The sequence below is a fragment of the Candidatus Nanosyncoccus alces genome (assembly GCF_004138395.1).
In the GTDB taxonomy this organism is placed as follows: domain Bacteria; phylum Patescibacteriota; class Saccharimonadia; order Saccharimonadales; family Saccharimonadaceae; genus Nanosyncoccus; species Nanosyncoccus alces.
The window spans coordinates 89,608-111,860 of the sequence record NZ_PRLM01000001.1 but is presented as its reverse complement, the minus strand read 5'-3'; the positions used below and the strand labels follow the sequence as shown (position 1 = coordinate 111,860).

25 protein-coding genes are annotated in these 22,253 nt (G+C 44.1%); 3 read left to right on the top strand and 22 right to left on the bottom strand.

From position 1 onward, the window contains the following. Positions 1-108 precede the first annotated feature (108 nt). The 15 genes from G3RUM_RS00600 to rplC form a co-directional block, all read right to left on the bottom strand. Positions 109-4,263, bottom strand: a complete 4,155-nt coding sequence (locus G3RUM_RS00600) for a hypothetical protein (protein ID WP_129734365.1) — start codon at positions 4,261-4,263, stop codon at positions 109-111. Positions 4,264-4,513: 250 nt separating this feature from the next. Next, a complete protein-coding gene (gene rpsH / locus G3RUM_RS00595) occupies positions 4,514-4,915 on the bottom strand; it encodes a 30S ribosomal protein S8 (protein ID WP_129734363.1) in 402 nt (133 codons plus the stop codon). A 16-nt stretch (positions 4,916-4,931) separates the two neighbouring features. Continuing rightward, positions 4,932-5,201, bottom strand: a complete 270-nt coding sequence (gene rpsN, locus G3RUM_RS00590; RefSeq protein WP_129734361.1) for a 30S ribosomal protein S14 — start codon at positions 5,199-5,201, stop codon at positions 4,932-4,934. 1 nt (position 5,202) lies between these two features. Continuing rightward, complete coding sequence (gene rplE / locus G3RUM_RS00585; RefSeq protein ID WP_129734359.1) at positions 5,203-5,829, bottom strand: 50S ribosomal protein L5; 627 nt, start codon at positions 5,827-5,829, stop codon at positions 5,203-5,205. Then, on the bottom strand, positions 5,829-6,116 hold the full coding sequence (rplX, locus tag G3RUM_RS00580) for a 50S ribosomal protein L24 (protein ID WP_129734357.1): 288 nt from the start codon (positions 6,114-6,116) through the stop codon (positions 5,829-5,831). Before rplX ends, rplE begins: the two co-directional genes overlap by 1 nt. Position 6,117: 1 nt before the next feature. Further along, positions 6,118-6,486 carry a 50S ribosomal protein L14 gene (gene rplN / locus G3RUM_RS00575; protein ID WP_129734355.1) on the bottom strand — a complete coding sequence of 123 codons (369 nt, stop codon included), beginning with the start codon at positions 6,484-6,486 and terminating at the stop codon, positions 6,118-6,120. Then, a complete protein-coding gene (rpsQ, locus tag G3RUM_RS03895) occupies positions 6,487-6,864 on the bottom strand; it encodes a 30S ribosomal protein S17 (protein ID WP_129734353.1) in 378 nt (125 codons plus the stop codon). Position 6,865: 1 nt separating this feature from the next. Further along, positions 6,866-7,279 carry a 50S ribosomal protein L16 gene (gene rplP / locus G3RUM_RS00565; protein ID WP_129734499.1) on the bottom strand — a complete coding sequence of 138 codons (414 nt, stop codon included), beginning with the start codon at positions 7,277-7,279 and terminating at the stop codon, positions 6,866-6,868. 7 nt (positions 7,280-7,286) lie between these two features. Further along, positions 7,287-7,913, bottom strand: coding sequence for a 30S ribosomal protein S3 (rpsC, locus tag G3RUM_RS00560; RefSeq protein ID WP_129734351.1), 627 nt, complete (start codon positions 7,911-7,913; stop codon positions 7,287-7,289). 1 nt (position 7,914) lies between these two features. Next, positions 7,915-8,328, bottom strand: coding sequence for a large ribosomal subunit protein uL22 (locus G3RUM_RS00555; RefSeq protein ID WP_129734349.1), 414 nt, complete (start codon positions 8,326-8,328; stop codon positions 7,915-7,917). 3 nt (positions 8,329-8,331) lie between these two features. Further along, positions 8,332-8,625 carry a 30S ribosomal protein S19 gene (gene rpsS, locus G3RUM_RS00550; protein WP_129734347.1) on the bottom strand — a complete coding sequence of 98 codons (294 nt, stop codon included), beginning with the start codon at positions 8,623-8,625 and terminating at the stop codon, positions 8,332-8,334. Beyond that, positions 8,625-9,461 carry a 50S ribosomal protein L2 gene (gene rplB, locus G3RUM_RS00545; protein ID WP_129734345.1) on the bottom strand — a complete coding sequence of 279 codons (837 nt, stop codon included), beginning with the start codon at positions 9,459-9,461 and terminating at the stop codon, positions 8,625-8,627. Before rplB ends, rpsS begins: the two co-directional genes overlap by 1 nt. Further along, complete coding sequence (locus tag G3RUM_RS00540) at positions 9,461-9,862, bottom strand: 50S ribosomal protein L23 (RefSeq protein WP_206660883.1); 402 nt, start codon at positions 9,860-9,862, stop codon at positions 9,461-9,463. The genes rplB and G3RUM_RS00540 overlap by 1 nt, the downstream gene beginning before the upstream one ends. Position 9,863: 1 nt before the next feature. Beyond that, positions 9,864-10,463: a 50S ribosomal protein L4 gene (gene rplD / locus G3RUM_RS00535; protein ID WP_129734343.1), complete on the bottom strand. Its 600-nt coding sequence runs from the start codon at positions 10,461-10,463 to the stop codon at positions 9,864-9,866. Position 10,464: 1 nt separating this feature from the next. Beyond that, complete coding sequence (gene rplC / locus G3RUM_RS00530; protein ID WP_129734341.1) at positions 10,465-11,085, bottom strand: 50S ribosomal protein L3; 621 nt, start codon at positions 11,083-11,085, stop codon at positions 10,465-10,467. Between the two features lie 295 nt (positions 11,086-11,380). Between rplC and G3RUM_RS00525 the strand changes: the two genes are divergently transcribed. Next, positions 11,381-12,091, top strand: coding sequence for a hypothetical protein (locus tag G3RUM_RS00525; RefSeq protein WP_129734339.1), 711 nt, complete (start codon positions 11,381-11,383; stop codon positions 12,089-12,091). 75 nt (positions 12,092-12,166) lie between these two features. On the opposite strand, the gene G3RUM_RS00520 is transcribed toward G3RUM_RS00525, so the two are convergent. The 3 genes from G3RUM_RS00520 to G3RUM_RS00510 form a co-directional block, all read right to left on the bottom strand. Beyond that, positions 12,167-12,637, bottom strand: a complete 471-nt coding sequence (locus tag G3RUM_RS00520; RefSeq protein WP_129734337.1) for a hypothetical protein — start codon at positions 12,635-12,637, stop codon at positions 12,167-12,169. A gap of 110 nt (positions 12,638-12,747) precedes the next feature. Continuing rightward, a complete protein-coding gene (gene prfB / locus G3RUM_RS00515) occupies positions 12,748-13,818 on the bottom strand; it encodes a peptide chain release factor 2 (protein WP_129734335.1) in 1,071 nt (356 codons plus the stop codon). A 142-nt stretch (positions 13,819-13,960) separates the two neighbouring features. Continuing rightward, entirely contained in the window at positions 13,961-14,215 is a 255-nt protein-coding gene (locus G3RUM_RS00510) for a hypothetical protein (protein ID WP_129734333.1), read from the bottom strand. A 173-nt stretch (positions 14,216-14,388) separates the two neighbouring features. On the opposite strand from G3RUM_RS00510, the gene G3RUM_RS00505 reads away from it, so the two are divergent. Then, positions 14,389-15,330: a tRNA dihydrouridine synthase gene (locus tag G3RUM_RS00505; RefSeq protein WP_129734331.1), complete on the top strand. Its 942-nt coding sequence runs from the start codon at positions 14,389-14,391 to the stop codon at positions 15,328-15,330. Further along, complete coding sequence (murD, locus tag G3RUM_RS00500) at positions 15,327-16,553, top strand: UDP-N-acetylmuramoyl-L-alanine--D-glutamate ligase (RefSeq protein ID WP_129734329.1); 1,227 nt, start codon at positions 15,327-15,329, stop codon at positions 16,551-16,553. The genes G3RUM_RS00505 and murD overlap by 4 nt, the downstream gene beginning before the upstream one ends. Here murD and G3RUM_RS00495 read toward each other — a convergent pair. From G3RUM_RS00495 to serS, 4 genes are read right to left on the bottom strand one after another with little or no spacing between them, the layout of a single operon-like run. Next, positions 16,525-17,796: a M16 family metallopeptidase gene (locus G3RUM_RS00495; RefSeq protein ID WP_129734327.1), complete on the bottom strand. Its 1,272-nt coding sequence runs from the start codon at positions 17,794-17,796 to the stop codon at positions 16,525-16,527. The two genes, murD and G3RUM_RS00495, sit on opposite strands and share 29 nt — an antisense overlap. A 29-nt stretch (positions 17,797-17,825) precedes the next feature. After that, a complete protein-coding gene (secA, locus tag G3RUM_RS00490; protein WP_129734325.1) occupies positions 17,826-20,564 on the bottom strand; it encodes a preprotein translocase subunit SecA in 2,739 nt (912 codons plus the stop codon). A gap of 30 nt (positions 20,565-20,594) precedes the next feature. After that, the gene (hpf, locus tag G3RUM_RS00485) at positions 20,595-20,957 is read right to left on the bottom strand and encodes a ribosome hibernation-promoting factor, HPF/YfiA family (protein WP_129734323.1); all 363 of its coding nucleotides are present in this window, start codon (positions 20,955-20,957) and stop codon (positions 20,595-20,597) included. Positions 20,958-21,002: 45 nt separating this feature from the next. Next, a complete protein-coding gene (serS, locus tag G3RUM_RS00480; RefSeq protein WP_129734321.1) occupies positions 21,003-22,247 on the bottom strand; it encodes a serine--tRNA ligase in 1,245 nt (414 codons plus the stop codon). Positions 22,248-22,253: the final 6 nt, after the last annotated feature.

The following is a 22,253-nucleotide window of genomic DNA, read 5'->3' as shown; positions in this document are numbered from 1 at the left end:
CAAAACTTCTCTATTTACAAGAGAAAATTCCCTACTTCTAGGGAATTTTCACACTACCATTACAGTATAGCACACTTTTTATTTTTTGTCAAGCCAAGTAGCTTTTGTCTATCTACGCTTCGCGAACATCGCCACGCCAGCCAAGGCTGTCGCAGTCAATGCGGCTAACACAGCTACAACCATATTGGTACTGGTAGCACCACCGTCCACCTTCGTGTTTACACCAGTATCCGGCGCGCTCACAGTATAAGCCACCCCACCGTAAGCCGGAATCAAAGTGTCTTGATAAGCCACCGCGTAAGTCGAGAACTTATCCGAAATTATATACAGCACACCATCTTCAATATAGAAATCCACGCCTTCCTCTAGCATTTCAATCTCGCCGTCGTGTTCACGCACTACAATATATTGACGAATATAGCCAGTCTCTGGATCGGCCACTTCGGTTAATGCCACGGTAATTTTTCCATTCAACTGATGTATTTTACCAAAATCGTAACCATTCTTAGACATCCATACTGACACATCAAAATATTTTACTCCTTTTACGTCCAAATCACCAATCGCATCAATCAACTCAACTTCCACCTCCTCTTCCTCAAGCTCAGTAACCTCTACGCGTGTGTTGATTTCGTCACCATTAAACACTGCACTACTCACGCCCATAGTCGACCAGAAATACTCAAACCCATCACCAAACAACCCCCGCGTCTGTTGCATTCTTTCCACAAACTCTTCCCAAGAAGTAGGTTGTACAAACATTCCTTCAATATACTCCTTAAGGGTATCTGCCGTTACACCGTCTGGGTCTGTCTCTAAATCTGCCACTACATCATATACCACTACCCTCACTTCCTTTACTACCTCACGGACGTCATATCTAAACATATGCTTCATTGTTATATCGTGCACACCGAGTGCGGTTGCCTCATCAGCTTTAAACACTACTTTACCATCCCTATTAACACGCACATGATGTCCGGTAGTTTCATCCTTGGCAGAGGTAGTATTCCACTCACTATGCGGTTCCAACTCCACCGTATCACCACGTGCTACCACTACAGTTTCACGCTCTACGTTAAATATTGTAAATTCCGCCGCATACTCACCCACAACCTCGCCATTTGCCATGTAGTCCGTATAAATTACCGTATATACACCAGGCAAAAGCGCCATAACAGCATCGCCCATTACAAACATTCCCCAAGGAGCGTTTACTCTCGCCCTAGTATAAGCGTTCGTATTCTTGTCTCCTACGTGCACATTAAACACCTGCCCCACAGCGCCATAATAGTGATGACGTACCGGTTTCACCATTTCGTATACATGTACTCCTGCAGTCGCTTCCGCAACCTTACTGTCGTAATACGCTCTCACCGTTGCCGTCGTTTCACCGGCCTTCATACCAGTCACATTGCCCCTAGGGCTCACTCTTGCAATCGTCCTATCGCCAGAGTGATATTGCAAAGACGGCGTCACATCAGGATTTTCCCACGAAACGTTCAAGGCTTCTTTCTCACCAACCACCATATACACATCGTCCGCACTCACGTTCTTCAAGGTCGGCTTTACCTTTATCGTCATGGTAGTGGAAACTTTCTTGCCAGTTTCGTTATCTTCAGCGATCACCGTAATCAAAGTACTACCAACTTTTTCATAAGTTATCACTTCAAGCTCACTACCATTTACTACCACCGTCGCCACATCTTCATCCGCCGAAATCGCCGTGTATGTTACTGGTGCGTTCTTATTCTTATGTGAAATCCTATAAGTAGCATTATCTAGCTCATACAAAGTCTGTGTCGTGCCACTTAATAAATATCTACCGTTCTTGCTCTTGATACTCACCTGTTTCAATAACGGCTTTACCGTAATCCTAGCTTCTTTAGAAGCAGTATAGGTCTTGCCTAGTGGCGACACAAAAGTTCCTACCACTTTTACCACGGTCGTGCCATCTTTCAGGCCAGTCACTTCACCAGTTTCAGACACGCTAATGATACTGCCGTCATAATTCTCGTAACTCCAAGCTACTTTCGACTTAATCACATCTGCTACTACCTGCTTAATCTTGATCTGTGCCGTGTCCTCTTCGTAGATCGTGATATCGTCATTTTCCAAAGCTAATGACACCAGTACCGGATTGATTTTTATTTTGATGTCTTTAGTAACTTCGCGCCCCTTACTATCTCTAGCAGTAACCCTTACAGTTGCTTCCGATTTTGTATTTAGACCACTTCTAAAATTACCGTCCTCTCTTATATCTAGTCGCTTCACCCGATCAGTTTCCACAAAAGTATAAGTGATATCGCCAGTAGCATCCAAATTGTCATTGGCTGTTGCAATAATTCTCCCAAAATCGCCATTATCAATCTCGTAATCTTCCGTCATCACTCTACCATCAGATTCAACCGCAATCGTAATATCTTCCAAAATAGGATTGACTTTGATATTAAACTCTTTAGTCAAAGTATCGTTACCACCCTTAGGTGTTACACTCACCCTTACGGTTGCCACGCCAGGCATTTTGCCACTCACGCCAAATTGACCATTTGTAATATTGGTATCGTCCAGTTCAACTACATCATTACCAGATACGATTTCCACTGCATAGTCCGTCGCCGCATTATACCAATGCTTGGTAATCTTAAAACTTTTTTCGTCGTATTTATCAAGCTCTACTTCACTCGTCTCGCCAGCATCTGAACCATACAAATCGCCACTGTAGTTGTCATCATTAATATCCCGCACGCCAATGCTTTCCAAAACCGAAAGCACCTTCACCTTAAATCCTTTAGTGAAAGTATATTTATGATTGTTACTGCTAGTGTATTCTGCCGTAACGTAGATTGTTGCTTCACCGATACCATTCTGACTACCAGAAATAGTTTTAACACCATCGGTACTCATTACGTCGCTAGCACTCCTCAACTCTACACTCACCACCTCAACATTATCGGCACTATTCATCGTCCTAGCGTTTTTCACGGTCAGTTCCACCGACTCGTTTTCTTTCAGTTCAATCGTGTTTTCACTTGCCAATTGTTGGTTTAATGAGAAGTTAGTGAAAATATTGCCCACATTTACAGTAACATCCCTGTAGATACCTGTATCCACGCCGTCTCTCAGAGCTTTAATCCTTACGGTATATGTGCCAGGCTCAATTTTGGCATCAATACCAGTCGTCACCACCAATTCGTCTCCAGCCGTACTGATACGCGCAGCTAGACCACTCGGCAAATTGTTTCTATCTACTACGTAAGTTACTCCAGTCACGTAGTCAGGATTTGCTCTTTCTGCATAAATATTAGAGATCCTCGTTCTCACCGAATCTTCTTGCGACATATTCAAATCATCGACATTAATCCCCACCAAGCCAGACTCTACCACTACATTAATATTTTTAATCAAGCTTGTATCATATAGTGGTCTCACCGCAATACTAGTAGTACCCGCACTTACGCCGAGCAAGCCGTTAGAGCCTTCGCTATTTATGCCACGGTAATTAATGTTTGCCACATCATTATTGCGCGAATAATAGCTAAGTCCCGTGGTAGAACCCGCCGGCAGCCCAATTATACTTGCTACGTCAAATACCTCGCCTTCTTTCAATACGATAGTATCTGGAGCGGTGATATTCTCGTTGGTTAATTTAGTTTCTACTACCCATGCGTTGCCACTCTTATAAGCCGCGTAGCCACTAGCCACGCCAGAGTTTACGTCACGGTCGAAAGTCCCACCACTAATATTAGCTGCGCCATCGCCATAGAAAAGTGTGGTTGCACCAGAATAATTACCGCTTACAATTCTCAATACACCACCAGCGTTATTACGGACAAATCTCAAATCATTAGCACTATAAGTAACATTTTGAAAAGTCAAAGTACCACTGTTGCTAAATAACGGATTGCCATTCTTACCCAAAATCGTCCCGTTCTTAATAGTCAAACTATTGCCGGGTTTTACATTAGTACCAGTTATTCTAATGGCATTGCCATTTAAGTCTAGAACTAAATTCTTAATGTTGGGAGCGGATAGCCCATGATCATACTCTGAATAATCTTCACCAGCACAAAGTGTAATCTCAAGTTCATCGGCAGTACTAGAAAGTTTGTTATTCAAATTGTTCCAGGGGCCACCAATGCAGGTCGACAATCCACCATCCGCCCATGCACTACCACTAGGCAATATTGGCACACTCGCCAGCATCAACATTAAGGCCACGCCAAAATAACTGACCCGCTTTAATATTTGTTTTCTAACCATACTCTCTCCTCCTGATGGTTTTAAATTAAAAATGCGCTTGGCCCACCAAACGTCAAACACACACTCCTTTTCTAGTCTCAATATACCGCACCTAACCCCAAAAATCAAGATTTTTTAAGTTAATTCAAACATTATGTCCTAAGATCCTTCCGCTCTAACAATAGATAAACCTGTCAACAAAAAATAAATTGAGACTAGGTCTCAATTTATTTTTTACTAAACTCCTCTCCAGAGGATATAAGTTCAAATCCTACCAAACCCTTATTAGAATTTCGCCACCCAAATGGTTTTTCTTTGCTTCACGACCGGTCATTAACCCCTTAGAGGTAGAAACAATAACCATACCTCGGCCAGACTTCACTACCGGCAAATCTTCAGCAGCCGAATATACTCGACGTCCAGGTTTAGATACCTTTGAAATCTCATTGATTTTAGCTATCATACCAGGCTCGTTAATCGTGACCTTCAGCACGCCACGTGGCTTGCCTTCAATCACTTCAAAGCCCGTAATATAACCATTTTTAGCCAAAACCTCAATTACCTGTACTTTAAGTTTGGAAGTAGGGACGAGAATTTCATTCTTGCCTACCATCACAGCATTACGAATACGAGTAATAAGGTCGGCGATTTGATCTGTAGATTGTAATGACATATTCTTCTCCTTTCTCCTACCAACTACTCTTAGTTACGCCAGGAATTTCACCCTTACTTGCCTTTTCCCGGAAATTAATACGTGAAAGCCCAAACTGACGCATATACCCACGCGGACGGCCATCTAACATATCACGATTTTTCAATCGTGTCGGAGATGCATTACGTGGAAGTTTCTGTAGACCTTCCAAATCACCCGCCGCCTTTAATTCTGCACGCTTAGCTTGGTATTTTTCATACATTTTACGTCGTTTTTCGTCACGGAGGACTGCAGATTTCTTAGCCATACTACTTAGCCTCCTTCTCAAACGGCATTCCGAAGAGTTCTAGCAATTTTGTGCTTCCTTCCTTTGAACCATTTTTAATTATAAACGTAACTTCTAGACCATGCAAAGCCGCTGCATCTTCAAACGTAATCTCTGGAAACACAGTTTGTTCTTTTAGGCCTAAATTATAATTGCCCTGCGCGTCAAACGCATTACGACTCACACCGTGAAAATCGCGTACATGTGGCAACGCAACATTAATCAAGCGATCTACAAATTCATACATCCTATCATTGCGAAGAGTCGTAAGGTAACCTACCGGCGCCCCCATTCCTTTACGAATTTTAAAAGTCGCGATAGATTTTTTTGCTAAACGCGAAGTCGGTGCTTGACCAGTAATTTTTGCAATAGTCAAAGCTACTGTTTCAGTGAAACGCTTGTCTTCACGCTTCTTCCCTACGCCAGAAGACACAATCACCTTCTTGAGCTCCGGCACCTGGTTGATGTTTTTGAGACCAAGTTCCTTCGCCAGTTTCGCCTTTAGCTCCGCGTTGTAGAGAGCCTTGAGGCGTGGTTGTGCTTTAGCCGATTTTGCCGCGGTTTTTACCGCAGGCTTCTCAGCCTTGGCAGCCGTTTTCTTTTCCGCCATTATTTAGCTCCTTTCTTTGCTTTTTTATCAGCCTTTTTTGCCGCTGTCTTTTCAAATTTCGCAGCTTCTACTAATTTTAGGTTAGATAAATCAATGCCTACATGAATCGTCTTTTTACCACCTGTCGGATTTAAATAAGACTTCTTCATGTGGCGTTCTACTACGCCAATGCCCTCAAGACAAGCCTTACCAGCCTTGGGGTCAATTTTTACGATTTTAGCTTCTTTGCCTTTATTATCGCCGGCGATCACTAAAACTTTGTCGTTGATCTTTAAATTCTGTGCCATTTTAGAGTACCTCCGGTGCTAAGCTAATAATCTTCGAAAAGCCAAGGTCACGAAGCTCTCTAGGAATCGGTCCAAACACACGCGTACCCTTAGGAGTCTTATCGTCATTTACCAACACTGCCGCATTTTCATCAAAGCGAATGGTTGAACCATCCGGACGACGAATCGGTTGACGAGTTCGTACAATCACCGCACGTACTACAGCCTTTTTCTTGACGTTGCCAGTAGGTGAAGCTTCTTTCACTGAGCAAGTCACGATATCACCAACCCGAGCATAGCGTGCCCGCGTGCCGCCAAGCACCCGAATCACTCCAAGTTCCTTTGCGCCACTGTTGTCGGCAACTTTCAGTCTACTTTCTTGTTGAATCATTTAAGCTTCCTCCCCTTCTCCTGCTACATCTTCGGTCTTTTCAGTTTCAGTAGCAGCCTTAGCCTTTGCGATTTCATCTGCGCCAATCTTCTCAGCCTCGTAAGCCTTGTTAACATCTTCTTTTAGCTCAACTGTACCATGCGATCGTTCAATCACCTTAACCAAAGTATAAGCTTTGGTCTTGGAAATTGGTGCAGTCTGCGCAATCTGTACGCGATCACCTTTTTTGGCTTCATTTTTCTCATCGTGTGCAGTATACTTACGAGTCTTTGTGTACTGCTTACGATAGAGTGGGTGAGTCTCACGACTAACGATGGAGACGGTAATGGTCTTATCACGCGAGTCGGAGGTCACTGTTCCTACTAATGTGTGCGCCATATTAGAACTCCTCTTTCTTTATAATTTTACATTTTACCGGCAACTTGTGCGATGCTAAACGCAAAGCTTCTCTTGCCTGCTCTTCAGTTACGTCAGCAATCTCAAACATCACCGTACCAGCCTTTACCTTAGCTACATAAAACTGTGGTTCACCCTTACCGGAACCCATTTTTACATCCAAAGGTTTCTTTGTGACTGGCGTATGCGGAAAAATTCGAATCCAAATTTTACCACCGCGCTTAATATAACGAGTAATCGCCTGGCGAGCCGCCTCAATTTGGCGACTATTAATGCGCTCATTGTCTAGCGACATCAAGCCAAACTCACCAAACGCCACAGTGTTACAACGTGTTGCAATACCTGAGTTTTTGCCCTTGCGCACCTTACGATGCGGAACTTTTTTCGGAATTAGAATAGCCATATTATTTCTCCCCCTTATAAATCCAAACTTTTACGCCCACAATGCCGGCAATCGTCGGTGCATGATGACAATGAAAATCAATGTCCGCACGCAAAGTATGTAACGGCACCGAACCCTCAATGAATTTCTCACGACGAGACATTTCCGCACCATTCAAACGTCCAGCCACCTCGATACGTACACCTTTAGCGCCCGCGTTCATCGAAGATTGCAAAGCCATCTTGACAGCCCGACGGAAATTCATCCGCTTACCCAACTGAAAACCGATATTCTCAGCCACTAATTTAGCATTCAGCTCTGGCTTTTTAATCTCTTCGACATTGATCCGAATTGGACCGTCTACAATCTTTTCAAGCTGCTTCTTTAATTCATTGATGCCTACGCCCTGTTTTCCGATTACTGCACCAGCCTTGGCTGTAAAAATTGTAATCGTAGTAAGATTGGCGGAGCGTTCAATATTGATTCGCGCGATAGTAGGACGACTCTTGAACCGTTCCTCAATCACCTTGCGAATCTTGTCGTCTTCCACTAACCAACGTCGAAAGTCCGCTTTGCGGGTAAACCACTTCGAGGACCAATCCTTGCTGATCTGGAGACGGTAAGAGATGGGATTAACCTTCTGACCCATATTACTTTTTCTCCTTTTTCGCCTCTGCTTTGGCTGTTTTAGCCTCAGCAGTTTTCTTTACTTTCTCTTCGCCGGCGACCTCGACGAATATATTACTAGAAATCTTCTCATACGGAAGTGCACGACCACGAGACGCTGGCTTATACCGACGCATTCTAGTCCCGCTTGTTACAAAAATCCGCGCAATTCGGATAGTCTTTGGATCAATACTAACCTTAGAGTTATTCAAAAGATTTGCATTGGCTGATTCTACAGCTTTTAATACTGCACGAGCCGCGCGTCGAGGCGTATGCTCTAAAATCACTACAGCATCCGCCACATAGCGATCCCTCACTAGACTGGCAACAATGCTAGTCTTGCGTGGCTGGCTGTCGATACCTTTTTCATAAGCATGTGCAAAATAAGTTTCCGCCATATTTTAACCTTTTCCTTTCGCAGCCGCAGCTTCTGCAGCTTTTTTACCACCATGACGGCGGAATTTACGAGTTGGCGCAAATTCACCTAGCTTATGACCGACCATATTTTCTGAAACAAATACTGGAACGTGGACTTTACCATTATGTACGGCAATCGTCCGACCAACCATTTCTGGCGAAATCGTCGATTGGCGCGCCCAAGTTTTAATTACGGTGCGATCTTCGCTGGAAAGTGCGGCAATCTTTTTCGCGAGTTTATAGTCCACAAAAGGACCTTTCTTTAGACTCCGAGACATTATTTCCTCTTTCCTTCGTGACGACTACGCACGATCATTTTATTAGTTTTCTTATTATGACGAGTACGATAACCAAGCGTCAGCTGGCCCCACGGCGTACGTGGCGCTTTACCAGAACCATGACGACCACCATCACCACCACCGTGTGGATGGTCCGTCGCGTTCATTACAACACCGCGTACCGTTGGACGAATGCCCTTACGACGACGACGACCTGCCGCGCCGATTTTCACGTTCTGGTGTTGCACGTTAGAAACCGTACCAATCGAAGCTTCGCAATTTACCAAAACTTTCCGAACTTCACCAGATGGCATTTTGAGCGTGGCATAACCATTCTCTTTTGCCATCAGCTGTGCACTAGCACCAGCTGCACGCACCATTTGAGCGCCTTTACCTGGCTGCAATTCTACAGCATACACAAAAGTACCCACTGGAATATTTTCAAGTGGCATCCGCGAAGAGTCTTCCACTTCAATCTCGCTGCCAGTCTTAAAAGTAACACCTTTAGCCATCTTTGTGTCTGCTAACACATAATAATAAACACCGTTTTGGTCCTTTACGCGCGCAATACGAGCCGAACGATTCGGATCATACTCAATTTCTTCAACCGTCAAAGTCAAATCCTTTGGCAAGTTGTAAGTCACGATCCGATAGTGCCGCTTTACACCGCCACCACGATGTCGCACAGTAATCCGACCTTGGTTATTTTTACCTGCCTGTTGTTTCTTCGCCTTGAGTAACGCCTTCATCGGCTTCTTTGTCGTAATCTGATCAAAGTCTTGCGTCGTCTTTTGACGCTGCGCCGGTGTAATTGGGCGATAAGCCTTAATTGCCATTATTTACTCTCCTTCCCTGCATTCTTGTCGGCTTTAGCCTTTTTATCGGCTCTAGCTTCCTTTGCGCTGGTTTTCTTATCTTCTTCAGGTTCATCGAAAACTTTAATCGAATCACCCTTCTTCAACCTTACATAAGCAAACTTTTTGTCTTGGCGATGAGTAATACCAGGATAAGCGTGCTTGCCTTTGCTATATTTGGTCTTCTTACCGTTACGGATCAAGGTTCGGACATCCGTTACGGTTACGTTAAACTCTTTTTCTACCATCTTAGCGATTTCCTGCTTGCCCATCGTCCGCTTGACTGGGAAAACATAAATCCGATTAGTTTGTTCTAGGTAGCTTTTCTCAGTGGCTCTAGGTTCTAAGAGATGAAGCTTAATATCAATAGTTTTCTCTGCCATCTTACTTCTCCTCTCCGATTAGCCAGTTTTCAGTAGCTTTAAGTGCCGCTTCACTAAATACAATCGCATCCGCATTCATAATGTCAAAGACATTCAAATATGTAGCGCGTACCAGTTTTATGTTCGGTAAGTTATTAGTTGATCTCAAAACTTCTGGAGTTTTCTCTGCTGCTACGGCAAGTACGTTCTTGCCGTCTAGCTTCATATCTTTGAGTATCTTTACAGCATCTTTTGTCTTACCAGTAAGCTTTACGTCCTTATCCAGCACAAACACTGCCTTATCGGCATTCTTCATCGACAAAGCCTGGCGTACCGCCAAACGCTTCGAAGATTTGGCTAGTTTCTTAGTGAAATTTTCTTCACCAGTGCGGCCAAAGGCCACACCGCCATGTCGCCAAATCGGATTACGAGTCGAACCAAAGCGTGCTCTACCAGTACCTTTTTGTCGCCAAGGTTTCTTACCGCCACCACGTACTTCACCCCGCTTCAAAGTTTTTGCATGCGAAGAACGCGAATTTGCCAAATATGCATCATAAGCGAGTTTGACGAGTTCGTGATTCTCTACGGTCAAACCAAATATATCTTTATTTAGTGTCGCCATATTACTCCTTTCCCTCCACGCTTACGATCCCCTTCTTCGGGCCTGGCACTGCACCCTTCAAGCCAATCAAGTTATTTTCCACGTCAATATAAGCCACTACCAAGTTCTTTACCGTTACTTGATCGTGCCCCATACGACCCGGCATTTTCTTACCCTTGAAAACTTTTTGCGGGTACATCGAACCAATTGAACCAACCCGACGAATATTTCCTTTGAATCCGTGAGTATTACGGGATTCATTAAAGTTCCAGCGCTTTACTGTACCAGCGTAGCCTTTGCCTTTACTAGTGCCAGTCACTGCAACCTTATCACCCAACTTGAAACTTTCTACGGTAAGAGCATCACCAAGTTTCACACCTTCCGGAAGCTCGTCTACGCGAAACTCCTTCAAGACTTTTGGATTAATATTTTCACCAGCCTTTTTTACATGGCCAGTAACCGACTTGCTCAGATTCTTACCCTGACCATAGCCCACTTGCACAGCATTATAACCGTCAGTTTGAACGGTCTTTATCTGAGTCACTGCGCACGGACCGGCTTGTAGGATAGTTACCGGGGTAACCACACCATCTTCGCCGATAATCTGGGTCATACCAATTTTGGTGCCGAGAATGACTTGCATCCTTTTCCTTTCCTTTATATTGCCGTTTTGCCTCTGTACACCAGGCAAAACTCTTCTCGCAATTTTTTAATATTTTTACATGTAAATAACTAGACTTTTAGGCCGGTTTCCTCTGCTGTTGCAGCATAAGACCTCACCTTATGTCTAGATAACTACCTCAGTATATCACACTTTTACCTCTTTTACAACCCCAAATCCCAACAAACTCACCAATTGCCACTTTACATTGACAAAATCACAAAAGTATGATACAATAAAAATATATTGAACCTTACCAGAAAGGGGGTGAAAATGAGTGAAAGACGCGATCATCGTCGTTCCCGGGCTTTTTGGTGGTTTAGCCAGCAAATATTACACGCCGCTGACAAAACTTCTAGGATCAGATCAATTCTTACTTTTCCGAGCAGGAGCCGACTGGAACCCAAACGCAATCGCTGCAGACATCAAGCGCATTGAGGGCAAGAAAAAGGTAATCTGTTTCTCCTGCGGTGCAATGATAGGCAATCTTCTCACCGAGGATAAAGACACAGACGTTTTCTACATCTGTCCTTGTCTTGGGAGAGAATTCCTCAGAGGTAGATTACTTCATATTTTAAGCCCCGCACTGAGGATCTTGGCATTCATATTTATGGGCATCTCTAAACCGTTCGCACAGCACCGCTGGTATCCACTCTACGGTGGCACCAAACTGGACAACTGGTTCTTATCGTTATACGCCATATCAAAACAATTTTCGTATATTTTCGATAAGACACCGTCCATCAAAAGCGTAAACGGAGTCATCTACTCTACTGGCGATAGAGTTATTAACCCTACGGCAGTGGCCAAAATGTTCCCACGCGCCATAGCGGCATGGACGACCGACCAAAAAGGCCCAGAGCATATAAATCTACGCGAAGATGGTGAGAAATTTGGCTCAACCGCTACCAGCCAAAACGGCAACCTTAGCAGCGATGCAAAAGCCTATTTAAACGCATTTCAATCACTCATTAAAAGACCGCTTTAAAGCGGTCTTTTTTATTATTAACAAAGCTCAAACCAAGAAAAAGGCCCCGACTTCCACAGCCAAGGCCAAACGGCATTATGCCAGGCTTCCCCTGTAGCGCATCTCATCCGGCGCACCAAATCTCGATGTCCACAGCTGATTGCGAGTTTCTACCGAGGCGTCCCCTGAGCACACAGTGAACATCGAACCGTTTTCAGTAGTCAACCGATACATCTGATCGATTTTCTTCGGCCAAAACAGCCACGATTCCAACCATGCAGTAAAGGACCTTTCTTCAGGCGGAGAAATCTTTTCCACCTTAGCGATAGCAGAAGTTGTAGCCTCCACGCCATCGCGTAAAACGTCTCCGCCAGAGAATACTCCATGCAACGTGACCTTAATAACATCACTAAGATTGAATACTCTGACGCCAGGATTCCTCACAAACTTTACCCACTCGCGAACAAAGTCTGCACATTCACGTCTTTCTGCCGACATAGGGAACACAAATTCCCAATCCTTTACTGTTAATACCATATTGATTGTTACAATGTGCTTATCTGCCATCTTTCATTCCTCCCCAATGTTTTTATAAAATTTATAACAGGCAAAATACTCATGGAGATAACTCCGCTTCCAATTATACCACAAGCACCTTAAAATGTCAATATCTAAGCCTACATTTCTAGATATTTGTCAATAAATCCGTCAATCTTCCCGTCCAGTACCGCGTCTGGATCAGTTTCTTCATAACCTGTGCGTGTATCTTTTACCAATTTATACGGTTGCAGCACATAATTTCGTATCTGTTGACCCCAGCCAGCCGATTCTCCAGCCCTTAACTCGCCTATCGTTTCTGCATGTTGTTCCAATTGCATTTGCACCAACTTCCCTCTGAGAATTTCCATTGCTTTTTCTTTGTTTTGTAACTGTGAACGCTCATTCTGAATCGCCACCACCGTATTGGTTGGTAAATGCGTAATCCGCACTGCTGAATTTGTAGTATTTACACTCTGCCCGCCGTGCCCACCAGAATGGTACACGTCTATCCTCAGATCCTTATCATCAATCTGCACCTCAGTATCAGCCTTAATCACCGGCAAGACCTCTACTAGTGCAAACGACGTCTGTCGCAAGTTGTTCGCATTAAACGGCGAAAGTCGTACCAGTCGGTGTACACCATGCTCAGATTTTAGCAACCCATAAGCATTGGTGCCACTTACCTCATATACTGCCGTTTTTATTCCTGCCTCTTCCCCCACTACTCGCTCTAAACAAGTTATTTTAAAACCTTTACGTTCAAAATACCTCAAATACATCCGCTCGAGCATACTCGCCCAATCCATTGCTTCTGTACCACCTGCCCCAGAGGTAATCCGCACAATCGCGTCCTTTGCGTCATACGGCCCATTAAACCATAAAGACTTCTTCAGCTCCATAAACTGGCCCTCCATCGCCATTATCTGCTCGGCAAACTCATCTTCCAGACTACTATCCGAAATCCCTAGCAACTCACCTAAATCGCCGATCTGGGTCTTAAGTAGTTCATATGGCTGCGTTTCACTCTGCAATTTTGCCAATTCCTGATTTTTCGCCGTAGCCTCATCTACATTCTTCCAAATCTCCGGATCTGCCACCTGCTTCTCTAGTTCTGTAATCTTCTGCAATTTTTCACTAATCTGCAATTTTTCATAAACCTTCAAAAATTCAGCTTCCAGTCCCGCCAACCTCTTCGCCAAACCTTGCATACTCTCTATTATACCATTTATTCGCAACGCGAATAAATGGATATCAACAAAAATTGAACCGGAATTCACTTTCGGTTCAATTTTCTTACCGGCCTTTTCTGCTGAACTATTTCTGTCCGGAAAAGAGTTCAAAACGCCAGCGTTATTGTGTGAGGTACCAAGACAAATCGCGCGAGTTAAACTCGAGTCGCAACTTCTCCCGGCCAACGAGCACATCGAAAATATGTAGAGCCACCCCGCCCGCAAAACGAATTTGCGTTCTAAGAAGCTCTGTCACCTCGGTCTCGCTCTCCCCGCGCCGCCGAAAAGTCAGCGGCTGGCAAGGGGTCATTTCGTAACCGAAAAGAGCCATTACCTCGACCTGCTCAGTTTTATTGTTTTTATTAAAGTTTTTCATAAAGACTCCTTAATTAGATTAATTTTAGAGTCATTTATGTGAGCCCGTTTTATTGGCTCCTGGCTGCAAGTACAAATGACAATACTGTACAGCTTTTAACTTTTCTCTTCGCCAGTGACCGAAGTTTAGCAAGAGCAATTTAATTATAGCACAAAAAATGTTATAATAAACAGATGAATATATGGGAAAAACTGCCAAAACCATTCTTGATTCTGGCTCCGATGGAAGGCGTCACCGACATCATGTTTCGCCAAGTTATCTCCCATGCTGGTCGTCCAGATTTATTTTTTACCGAATTTACCAATGTTTCTTCCTATGCTTCCGAAAAAGGCCGCCACAATGCTCTAGAAAGATTAGAAATCGCCCCCACAGACTCCCCTATTATCGCTCAAATCTGGGGCAAAAACCCTGAACATTTTTCGGAAACTACCCACGCGCTAGCTTCACTGTGGTTTGCCGGCGTAGATCTTAATTTTGGCTGCCCAGATAAACACGTCAACAAAGCCGGTGGCGGTGCCGCAATGATTCGCACCCCAGATCTCGCCATAGAATGTTTTAGAAACGCCAAAAAATCTACCGTTTTACCCGTATCCATTAAAACACGTCTCGGTTGGAGCCAGCCAAACGAATATCAAGAATGGCTACCCGTCTTACTTGCCGAACACCCCGCCGCCCTTACTATCCACCTTCGCACCAAGAAGGAAATGAGCAAAGTCCCCGCTCACTACGAATTAATTCCCGAAATTATTGAACTTCGCAACCAAATCAGCCCCAAAACCAAGCTAATCATCAATGGCGATATTAGAGATAAAGCCCACGCTCTAGAATTACATTCTAAGCACACAGAAGTCGATGGTTTTATGATCGGCCGCGGCGTCTTCGCCAACCCTTATTGCTTCACCGACCACCGACCCACCCGCGAGGAGTTGATAGAACTTTTGAAATTGCATTTAGACCTGTACGAAAAACAATCCCAAAAATATTATATTTCCTATGAAACTCTGAAACATTTCTTCAAAATCTACGTCAATAATTTCCCTGGCGCCAAAGAATTACGCACAAAACTCATGGAAACCCACTCTGCAAAAGAAGCCCGTGATATAATAAACTCATGAAAATCGCACTGCTAGGCTATGGCAAAGAAGGCCAAGCCGCTGAGAAATATTTTAAAGCTCATTTCGACGCCGAATGTAATATTTTTGAAAATTTTACCACCGAAGAAATAAAACAGAGAGATTATTCGTCTTATGATATAATTTTACGTTCCCCCAGTGTTCCTCCTTTGGGCCTCAGAAACGAATCTAGTCTAACTAAATACTTCTTCGATCACTGTCCTTGCCTTATTATCGGCGTCACCGCTACCAAAGGTAAAGGCACCACCTGTTCGTTCATTAAATCAATCCTCGATACGCTAAACGAAGACGTCTACCTCGTCGGCAACATCGGCACCCCCTCCATCGAAATTCTAGACAATCTAAAACCCACATCCGTCGTCGTTTATGAACTATCCAGTTTCCAGCTCTGGGACCTAGAGAAATCCCCTCACATCGCCATCATTGGTCACTTAGAGCCAGACCACCTTAATGTTCACAAAGATTACGCAGACTATCTAGGCGCCAAAGCCAATATCGCAAAACATCAAACAGCCAAAGACTATCTGATTTATTATTCCAAAAATCCCGAATCCATCAAGATCGCCAATGAATCTCCCGCCCACAAAATCCCTTATCCATACGAAGTTCCTACCGATATCTTAGAAGCTATCAAACTTCCCGGCACACACAACCAAGAAAACGCCCTGGCCGCCATCGCTGCCGTAGCTAGTTATAAAAATATATCACCAGACGAATTTATTAAAAACAATACAGACGCTATCATTAAAGGACTTAGCAATTTCCATGGTTTACCACACCGCCTAGAATATCTCCGCGAACTAAATGGCGTAAAATACTACGATGACAATTTTTCCACTAACCCATCTTCTACTCGTGTTGCCGTCGAAGCCTTCCCAGATCAGAACATTGTCCTTATTCTCGGCGGCCGCGACAAAACCAATTACAAAGACTTATCCGAAATCTACGAAATTCTCCAGGCCCCACAAGTCAAAAAAGTCGTCCTTATTGGCGAATCCGGCCACGAACTTGCCAAACGTCACCAAGACAACCGCTTCATCACCGCTGAAACTTTAAAACAGGCCGTCGACACTGCCAATAACGCTGCTGGAACACTAGACAGCGCCATTATCATCATGTCTCCCGCTGCCGCCAGCTTTGATATGTTCGAAAATGTCTACGATCGCGGTGATCAATTTAAAAATTTAATCGCGACTCTAAACTAGAAATAAATGCTTTCTCGGTAGAAGATACTGCCGCAAAGCCCTTAATTCCGCTTCCGGCAAATTCACGCGCCAATTCTACCATCTTAAATTTATCGATCGATTTAATCAAATTCGGCATCGAATCATACTTTATCACTGCTTCATTTGTAAAATAATTCTCCGCATAATAATCCGCAATTTGCCCCACCGTCTGCGCCCCCATTTGGAATCGCCCCATCGCATACGATTTCGCCGCCAAAAAGTCCATATCCAATATCTCGCCATTCAGAGTCTTCATCAACTCCGTCTGAATCAACTCAAACAACTCCTCGGCATTCTCTACGTTTACCTCTCCATCAAAGTCCCAATACGAACTTGTCGCATTACTAGCAATCGAACTCCCCATGCCATACACCAAACCACGCTTCCTAGCCGCCCCAAAAATCTTTGAGTTTGTCGTGCCGTTCAAGATATGATTCAGACAGTTCATTGCAAAAACCTCATTTGGTTCCAGATGCCGCGGCGTCACCAAAGAGAACCCAAAAGTAATATTCGAAGCATCCTTCCGCCGAATCGATACTGCCTCTCCAGCATGCAAGTCCGCTTGCGGGATCTCAAACTTCTCACCCTCTCTTAGATTCCAAGCATTCAACGCCTTGATAATCTTGTGCTTTCGCCCCTTTATTTTGCCAGCGATAATAAATAACATATTTTTTGCCGTATGTGTTCGCCGATAATGCTCTCTGATATCTTTCAATTCAATATTTGCAATTGTCTTAAGCCTTTCTGGCAAATCTAGAATATCTTCGCCCACCGCTTGCTGAACCCGCGGCCACAACAATCGATAGTAATCATTCATATAACCAGTCAATTCAGACTTCACGTTAGCTTTTTCACTCTTCAATTCTTCTTCATTAAACTTTGGCTCACAGATTGATACCCGCTGCAATTCCATTATCCTGTCCCACTCGAAATCCGCACACTCCGTCTCATAGCACACTGAAATATCACTCGTCCAAGCATTATGGTACGCCCCATTCTTAGTAAACTCCGCCTCATAAGCCTGTTCATCTTTAAATTTCGCATTCGCCCCAAAAGCTAAATGTTCCACTAAGTGCGGAATTTCATACACGTCGTGATTTTTAGCATATTGCATCCCTGCCCGAAACTGTATCCGTGTAGACATCACACTGGCACCAGGTATATCAATCAAAAGCCCTTTCGCGCCACTTTTTAGAGTAATCTCTTCTACAGAATGCTTCATGTTTTCTTTTCTAAAGAAATCCTAATAAACTATTTTCGCTTAGCCTTAGATTTCTTCTTTTTAGCAGATTTTTTCTTCGAGCTACCTTTTCTTACTACAGCTCGCTTTGGTGCAGTCTTTTTTGCGCCTTTTTTAAATTCGTCATCCATATTCTTATCGCCCGCAGATATCTCGTTCACACCTCTCTCGGTCTGACCTTCTGCCATCTTAGTGAGTTCAGACTCATATTCTTCACCATCAGTCACATTGTCTGCTGCCGCCTCTGCCGGAGTAATAGAAAGTAGAATCTTCAACACTTCCTCACGCAAATTTCGTTGCAAACCATCAAATAATTTCTGCGATTCGGAACGATATTCAACCAAAGGATCACGCTGGCCAACCGAACGCCAATGAATCCCTTCACGCAAATGTTGCATATTCTCAAGATGTTGCATCCACAAAGTATCTAATACTTTCAAATATACCTCGCGCTCTACCTTCCGCATCGTCTCTGCGCCAAACTCTAGCTCTTTCTTATGGTAAGCCTCTTCCACTGCCTCTAGTGCTAGTTTGTCACGATCCTTTTCCTTCCGCATTAAGCCAATCTCATGAATCAAATCGTCATCAAAATCAAATACCGCTTTAAATTCCTCATCAAACTTTTTATTTACCCGCGACGAAAACTCCGTCAACATCTTCACTTCGTCTCGCATCAAGCGCTTGATCTCTGGGAAGATGTCATCACCTTCCAAAATCTTCCGGCGCATCATATATACTACTTTGCGATGTCGATTAATTACGTTATCATACTGCACTACATTTTTACGCGAGTCAAAGTTAAACCCCTCGATTCGTTTTTGCGCCGCTTCCAAAGTCTTAGAAATCGCTTTGGTCTGAATCGGCATATCATCATCTACGCCTAGGCGTGTCATTAACATCTTTACTCTATCACCCTGGAAAATCCGCATCAAATCATCCTCACAGCTTACAAAGAATTGAGTTGTACCAGGATCGCCTTGCCGACCACCACGACCGCGCAACTGGTTGTCTACCCGCCGCGAGTCATGCCGCTCTGAACCTATCACCACCAAACCGCCTAATTCTTTTACGCCATCGCCCAATTTAATGTCTGTTCCGCGCCCCGCCATGTTAGTAGCCAACGTAATCGCACCCTTTTCACCAGCCTTCGCAATAATCGCCGCTTCACGTTCATTATTCTTTGCGTTTAAGATCTCGTAGTGAATCCCTTGTGCATCCAAATATCGTGCAATCTCCTCATTATTCGCAATTGAACCAGAGCCCACCAACACCGGTTGGCCTTTTTCGTGATACTTCTTGATTTCCTCCGCAATCGCTTTCAGCTTCGCTACTTTAGTTTTATAGATCAAATCATCTTTGTCTACCCGCGCAATTGGCTTGTTTGGTGGAATCTGAATCACATCCAAAGCATAAATCTGCTGGAATTCCTCCGCTTCAGTAAATGCCGTACCCGTCATACCAGATAATTTCGTATACAGTCTAAAGAAATTCTGGAACGAAATGGTTGCGAGCGTCATAGACTCTTGTTTTACCACCACGCCCTCCTTGGCCTCTATCGCCTGATGTAAACCTTCGTTATATCGCCGCCCCTGCATCAACCGCCCAGTATGCTCATCTACAATAATTACTTCGCCCGAATTCGTCACGACATAATCTTTATCACGCTTAAAGATAATCTCCGCCCGGATTGCCTGCTCCAAGTGGTATACCAACCGTGTATTTTTAGTAGAATACAAGTTATCTACCCCCAAAATCTCTTGTACTTTTTCGATACCCTTGTCCGTCAAAGTTACGCTACGACGCTTCTCGTCCAAAATATAGTCCTCCGGCGTAAGTCTAGCAGCAACCTTAGCAAATTGATAATAGGAGTCCGGATTATCTCCCGCCGGGGCGCTAATTATGAGAGGAGTTCTCGCTTCATCAATTAAAATCGAATCCACCTCATCTACAATTGCAAAATTCAACCCTCGCTGTCGCAAATACTGCACCTCGCTCGTCATGTTATCACGCAAATAGTCAAATCCAAACTCATTATTAGTCCCATAAGTAATATCTGCCGCATAAGCCTCTTTACGCGTAGCCGGCTTCAAATGCCTAAACCTCTCGTCTTCGTGGTCCTCGTTCTCGTACTCAGAGTCATAAACAAACGACGCATTGTTAATAATAACACCTACGCTCATCCCCAAAAAATCATAAATCGGACCATTCCAGCCAGCATCACGCTGCGCCAAATAGTCGTTCACCGTTACCACATGTACGCCTCGCCCAGTTAGGCCATTAAGATACGCTGGCAACATTGCCACCAAAGTCTTACCCTCACCGGTCTTCATTTCAGCTACATTCCCCTCATGCAGAGCAATACCGCCAATCAATTGCACATCATATGGTCGAAGCCCTAGTACACGCTTAGACACTTCCCTCGCCACAGCAAACACGTCAGGCAAAAGCTCATTCAAAATCTTCGTATCATCTACAGGGGGGCGTTTCTTGCCGCTTCTGTTAATACCCTGCTCAGCACGCGCCACCTTCAAAGCTTTATCAATTTTCTTTTTGAAAATCTCCGTCTGCTCAGCCAACTCCTCGTCATCCATTTTTTCATATTTCGACTCAAGCTTATTGACTTCCTGGGCTTTTTTCCACATACGCCTCAGAGTCTTTTTCTGAGCGTCGCCAAAAATACCCTGCAAAAACTTAGTAAGCGCTGTCTTGTCTGCCAACTTATCTGTCGGTTTCTTTTCTTTTTTCGCCATATAACTCCAATCTTCCCCCATTTTAGCACATTACTTTCTCCTAATAAAGAGGTTGCGCCAGTTTTTCTTTTGGCGATGTGGTTGCACTTCTAGCTTATAACGACGGATCTGCCCCATCAATTTTGCTTCCACCAAATCCACCCCCGCAAACACATTAGAGCACTCATCGCGCGCAGCAATCACCTTTCCTCCAGGAATATCCATCGCTACCGAAATCTCATATTTTTCACCCTTATTTTTGCCTATCTCGGATACCACTACTTTAGCTACTACATCTTTTTTAGCTCCCCTTGGCAGGTAACGATCCAACTTACCAATACGTTTCTCAGTGTATTTTTTGAACGGTTCTTCAATCTTATAACCATTCCCGCTCATTTCAATTTTTTCAATCATTTTTTCTCCTTTCCCCTATTTAATCTGCAATACTCATTGCACCTATTAAATTTCTGCCCTACCGCCTAAATACGGACGCAGCGCCTCCGGTACTTTCAGCTTACCCCCAGCCGTTGCATAATTCTCCAGCATTACTACTAAGGCCCTCGCCAAAGGTATAGCCGTACCGTTCAAAGTGTGCACATATTCTACTGTACCATCTTTGCGCCTTACCCTAGCATTCACCGCTTGCGCTTGAAAATCGGTACAATTCGAGCAACTCGTAATCTCTTGATACTTTTGATTCACCGGAGACCAATATTCCATATCGTATTTCTTCGCCGCTGGCGCGCCAAGATCACCTGCCGCGATATTCACCACATGGTATGGTATACCCAAGCCCTGCCAGATATCTTCTTCAATCGCCAAAATCTTCTCATGCATTTCTTTACTTTGCTCAGGCAAACAAAATACGTACATCTCGAGCTTATTAAACTGGTGTACCCGGAACAACCCCCGTGTATATTTCCCATACGTTCCTGCTTCTTTTCTAAAACACGCCGAGTATCCAGCATATAGCAAAGGCAATTTATCCTCATCAATAATTTCGTCCATATGATAACCGGTCAAAGGCATCTCCGCTGTCGCTATCATTGCTAAATCTTCACCTTCTATATAATACTCGTCACTCTGTTCACTCGTACGCGGGTTAAAACCGCACCCTTCTAGTACGCGCGAAGAAACCATATCCGGCACCGTCATAAAAGTAAAGCCGTATTCCAAAACCTTCGACAAACCATATTGCAATAGCGCATTCTCTAGAAGCGCCAACTCTCCCTTCAGGTAATAGAATTTCGCCCCTGCTACCTTTGCGCCCCGCTCAAAATCTACCCAATCACGGCTCACTGCATAATCCAAATGATCTACGCCAGATTCACGATTTTCGCCCCACCTCTTTACTTCTACGCTATCCTCTTCACCACCCAAAGGCACATCGTCAAAAATAATATTTGGCACTCTCTTTATTAACGCTTTCAGCTTATTTTCCGTTTCCGCTAGCTTAGCCTCCTTCTCAGCTAATTTGACTTTTACATCCTTTCCAACCGCAATTAGGTCAGGGTCGGGCTTACCCCCCTTCATTTTACTAGCAATCTCGTTACGTCTTTGTCTTAACTCCTCTACACCCGACAGCTCTACCTTGCGTACAGCATCCAAGTCTAAAACTTCTTTTATATCAACCTCGTAGCCTTTTTCTCTCGCCGATCTCTCTACGAGTTCTAAGTTTTCTCTGATAAACTTCACATCTAACATATCATC

Excerpts from the sequence above, each read along its gene's own strand:
- G3RUM_RS00600 (WP_129734365.1), bottom strand. The coding sequence starts at position 4,263 with ATGGTTAGAAAACAAATATTAAAGCGGGTCAGTTATTTTGGCGTGGCC.
- rpsH (WP_129734363.1), bottom strand. The coding sequence starts at position 4,915 with ATGTCATTACAATCTACAGATCAAATCGCCGACCTTATTACTCGTATT.
- rpsN (WP_129734361.1), bottom strand. The coding sequence starts at position 5,201 with ATGGCTAAGAAATCTGCAGTCCTCCGTGACGAAAAACGACGTAAAATG.
- rplE (WP_129734359.1), bottom strand. The coding sequence starts at position 5,829 with ATGGCGGAAAAGAAAACGGCTGCCAAGGCTGAGAAGCCTGCGGTAAAA.
- rplX (WP_129734357.1), bottom strand. The coding sequence starts at position 6,116 with ATGGCACAGAATTTAAAGATCAACGACAAAGTTTTAGTGATCGCCGGC.
- rplN (WP_129734355.1), bottom strand. The coding sequence starts at position 6,486 with ATGATTCAACAAGAAAGTAGACTGAAAGTTGCCGACAACAGTGGCGCA.
- rpsQ (WP_129734353.1), bottom strand. The coding sequence starts at position 6,864 with ATGGCGCACACATTAGTAGGAACAGTGACCTCCGACTCGCGTGATAAG.
- rpsC (WP_129734351.1), bottom strand. The coding sequence starts at position 7,913 with ATGGGTCAGAAGGTTAATCCCATCTCTTACCGTCTCCAGATCAGCAAG.
- G3RUM_RS00555 (WP_129734349.1), bottom strand. The coding sequence starts at position 8,328 with ATGGCGGAAACTTATTTTGCACATGCTTATGAAAAAGGTATCGACAGC.
- rpsS (WP_129734347.1), bottom strand. The coding sequence starts at position 8,625 with ATGTCTCGGAGTCTAAAGAAAGGTCCTTTTGTGGACTATAAACTCGCG.
- rplB (WP_129734345.1), bottom strand. The coding sequence starts at position 9,461 with ATGGCAATTAAGGCTTATCGCCCAATTACACCGGCGCAGCGTCAAAAG.
- G3RUM_RS00540 (WP_206660883.1), bottom strand. The coding sequence starts at position 9,862 with ATGGCAGAGAAAACTATTGATATTAAGCTTCATCTCTTAGAACCTAGA.
- rplD (WP_129734343.1), bottom strand. The coding sequence starts at position 10,463 with ATGGCGACACTAAATAAAGATATATTTGGTTTGACCGTAGAGAATCAC.
- rplC (WP_129734341.1), bottom strand. The coding sequence starts at position 11,085 with ATGCAAGTCATTCTCGGCACCAAAATTGGTATGACCCAGATTATCGGC.
- G3RUM_RS00520 (WP_129734337.1), bottom strand. The coding sequence starts at position 12,637 with ATGGCAGATAAGCACATTGTAACAATCAATATGGTATTAACAGTAAAG.
- prfB (WP_129734335.1), bottom strand. The coding sequence starts at position 13,818 with ATGCAAGGTTTGGCGAAGAGGTTGGCGGGACTGGAAGCTGAATTTTTG.
- G3RUM_RS00510 (WP_129734333.1), bottom strand. The coding sequence starts at position 14,215 with ATGAAAAACTTTAATAAAAACAATAAAACTGAGCAGGTCGAGGTAATG.
- G3RUM_RS00505 (WP_129734331.1), top strand. The coding sequence starts at position 14,389 with ATGAATATATGGGAAAAACTGCCAAAACCATTCTTGATTCTGGCTCCG.
- murD (WP_129734329.1), top strand. The coding sequence starts at position 15,327 with ATGAAAATCGCACTGCTAGGCTATGGCAAAGAAGGCCAAGCCGCTGAG.
- G3RUM_RS00495 (WP_129734327.1), bottom strand. The coding sequence starts at position 17,796 with ATGAAGCATTCTGTAGAAGAGATTACTCTAAAAAGTGGCGCGAAAGGG.
- secA (WP_129734325.1), bottom strand. The coding sequence starts at position 20,564 with ATGGCGAAAAAAGAAAAGAAACCGACAGATAAGTTGGCAGACAAGACA.
- hpf (WP_129734323.1), bottom strand. The coding sequence starts at position 20,957 with ATGATTGAAAAAATTGAAATGAGCGGGAATGGTTATAAGATTGAAGAA.
- serS (WP_129734321.1), bottom strand. The coding sequence starts at position 22,247 with ATGTTAGATGTGAAGTTTATCAGAGAAAACTTAGAACTCGTAGAGAGA.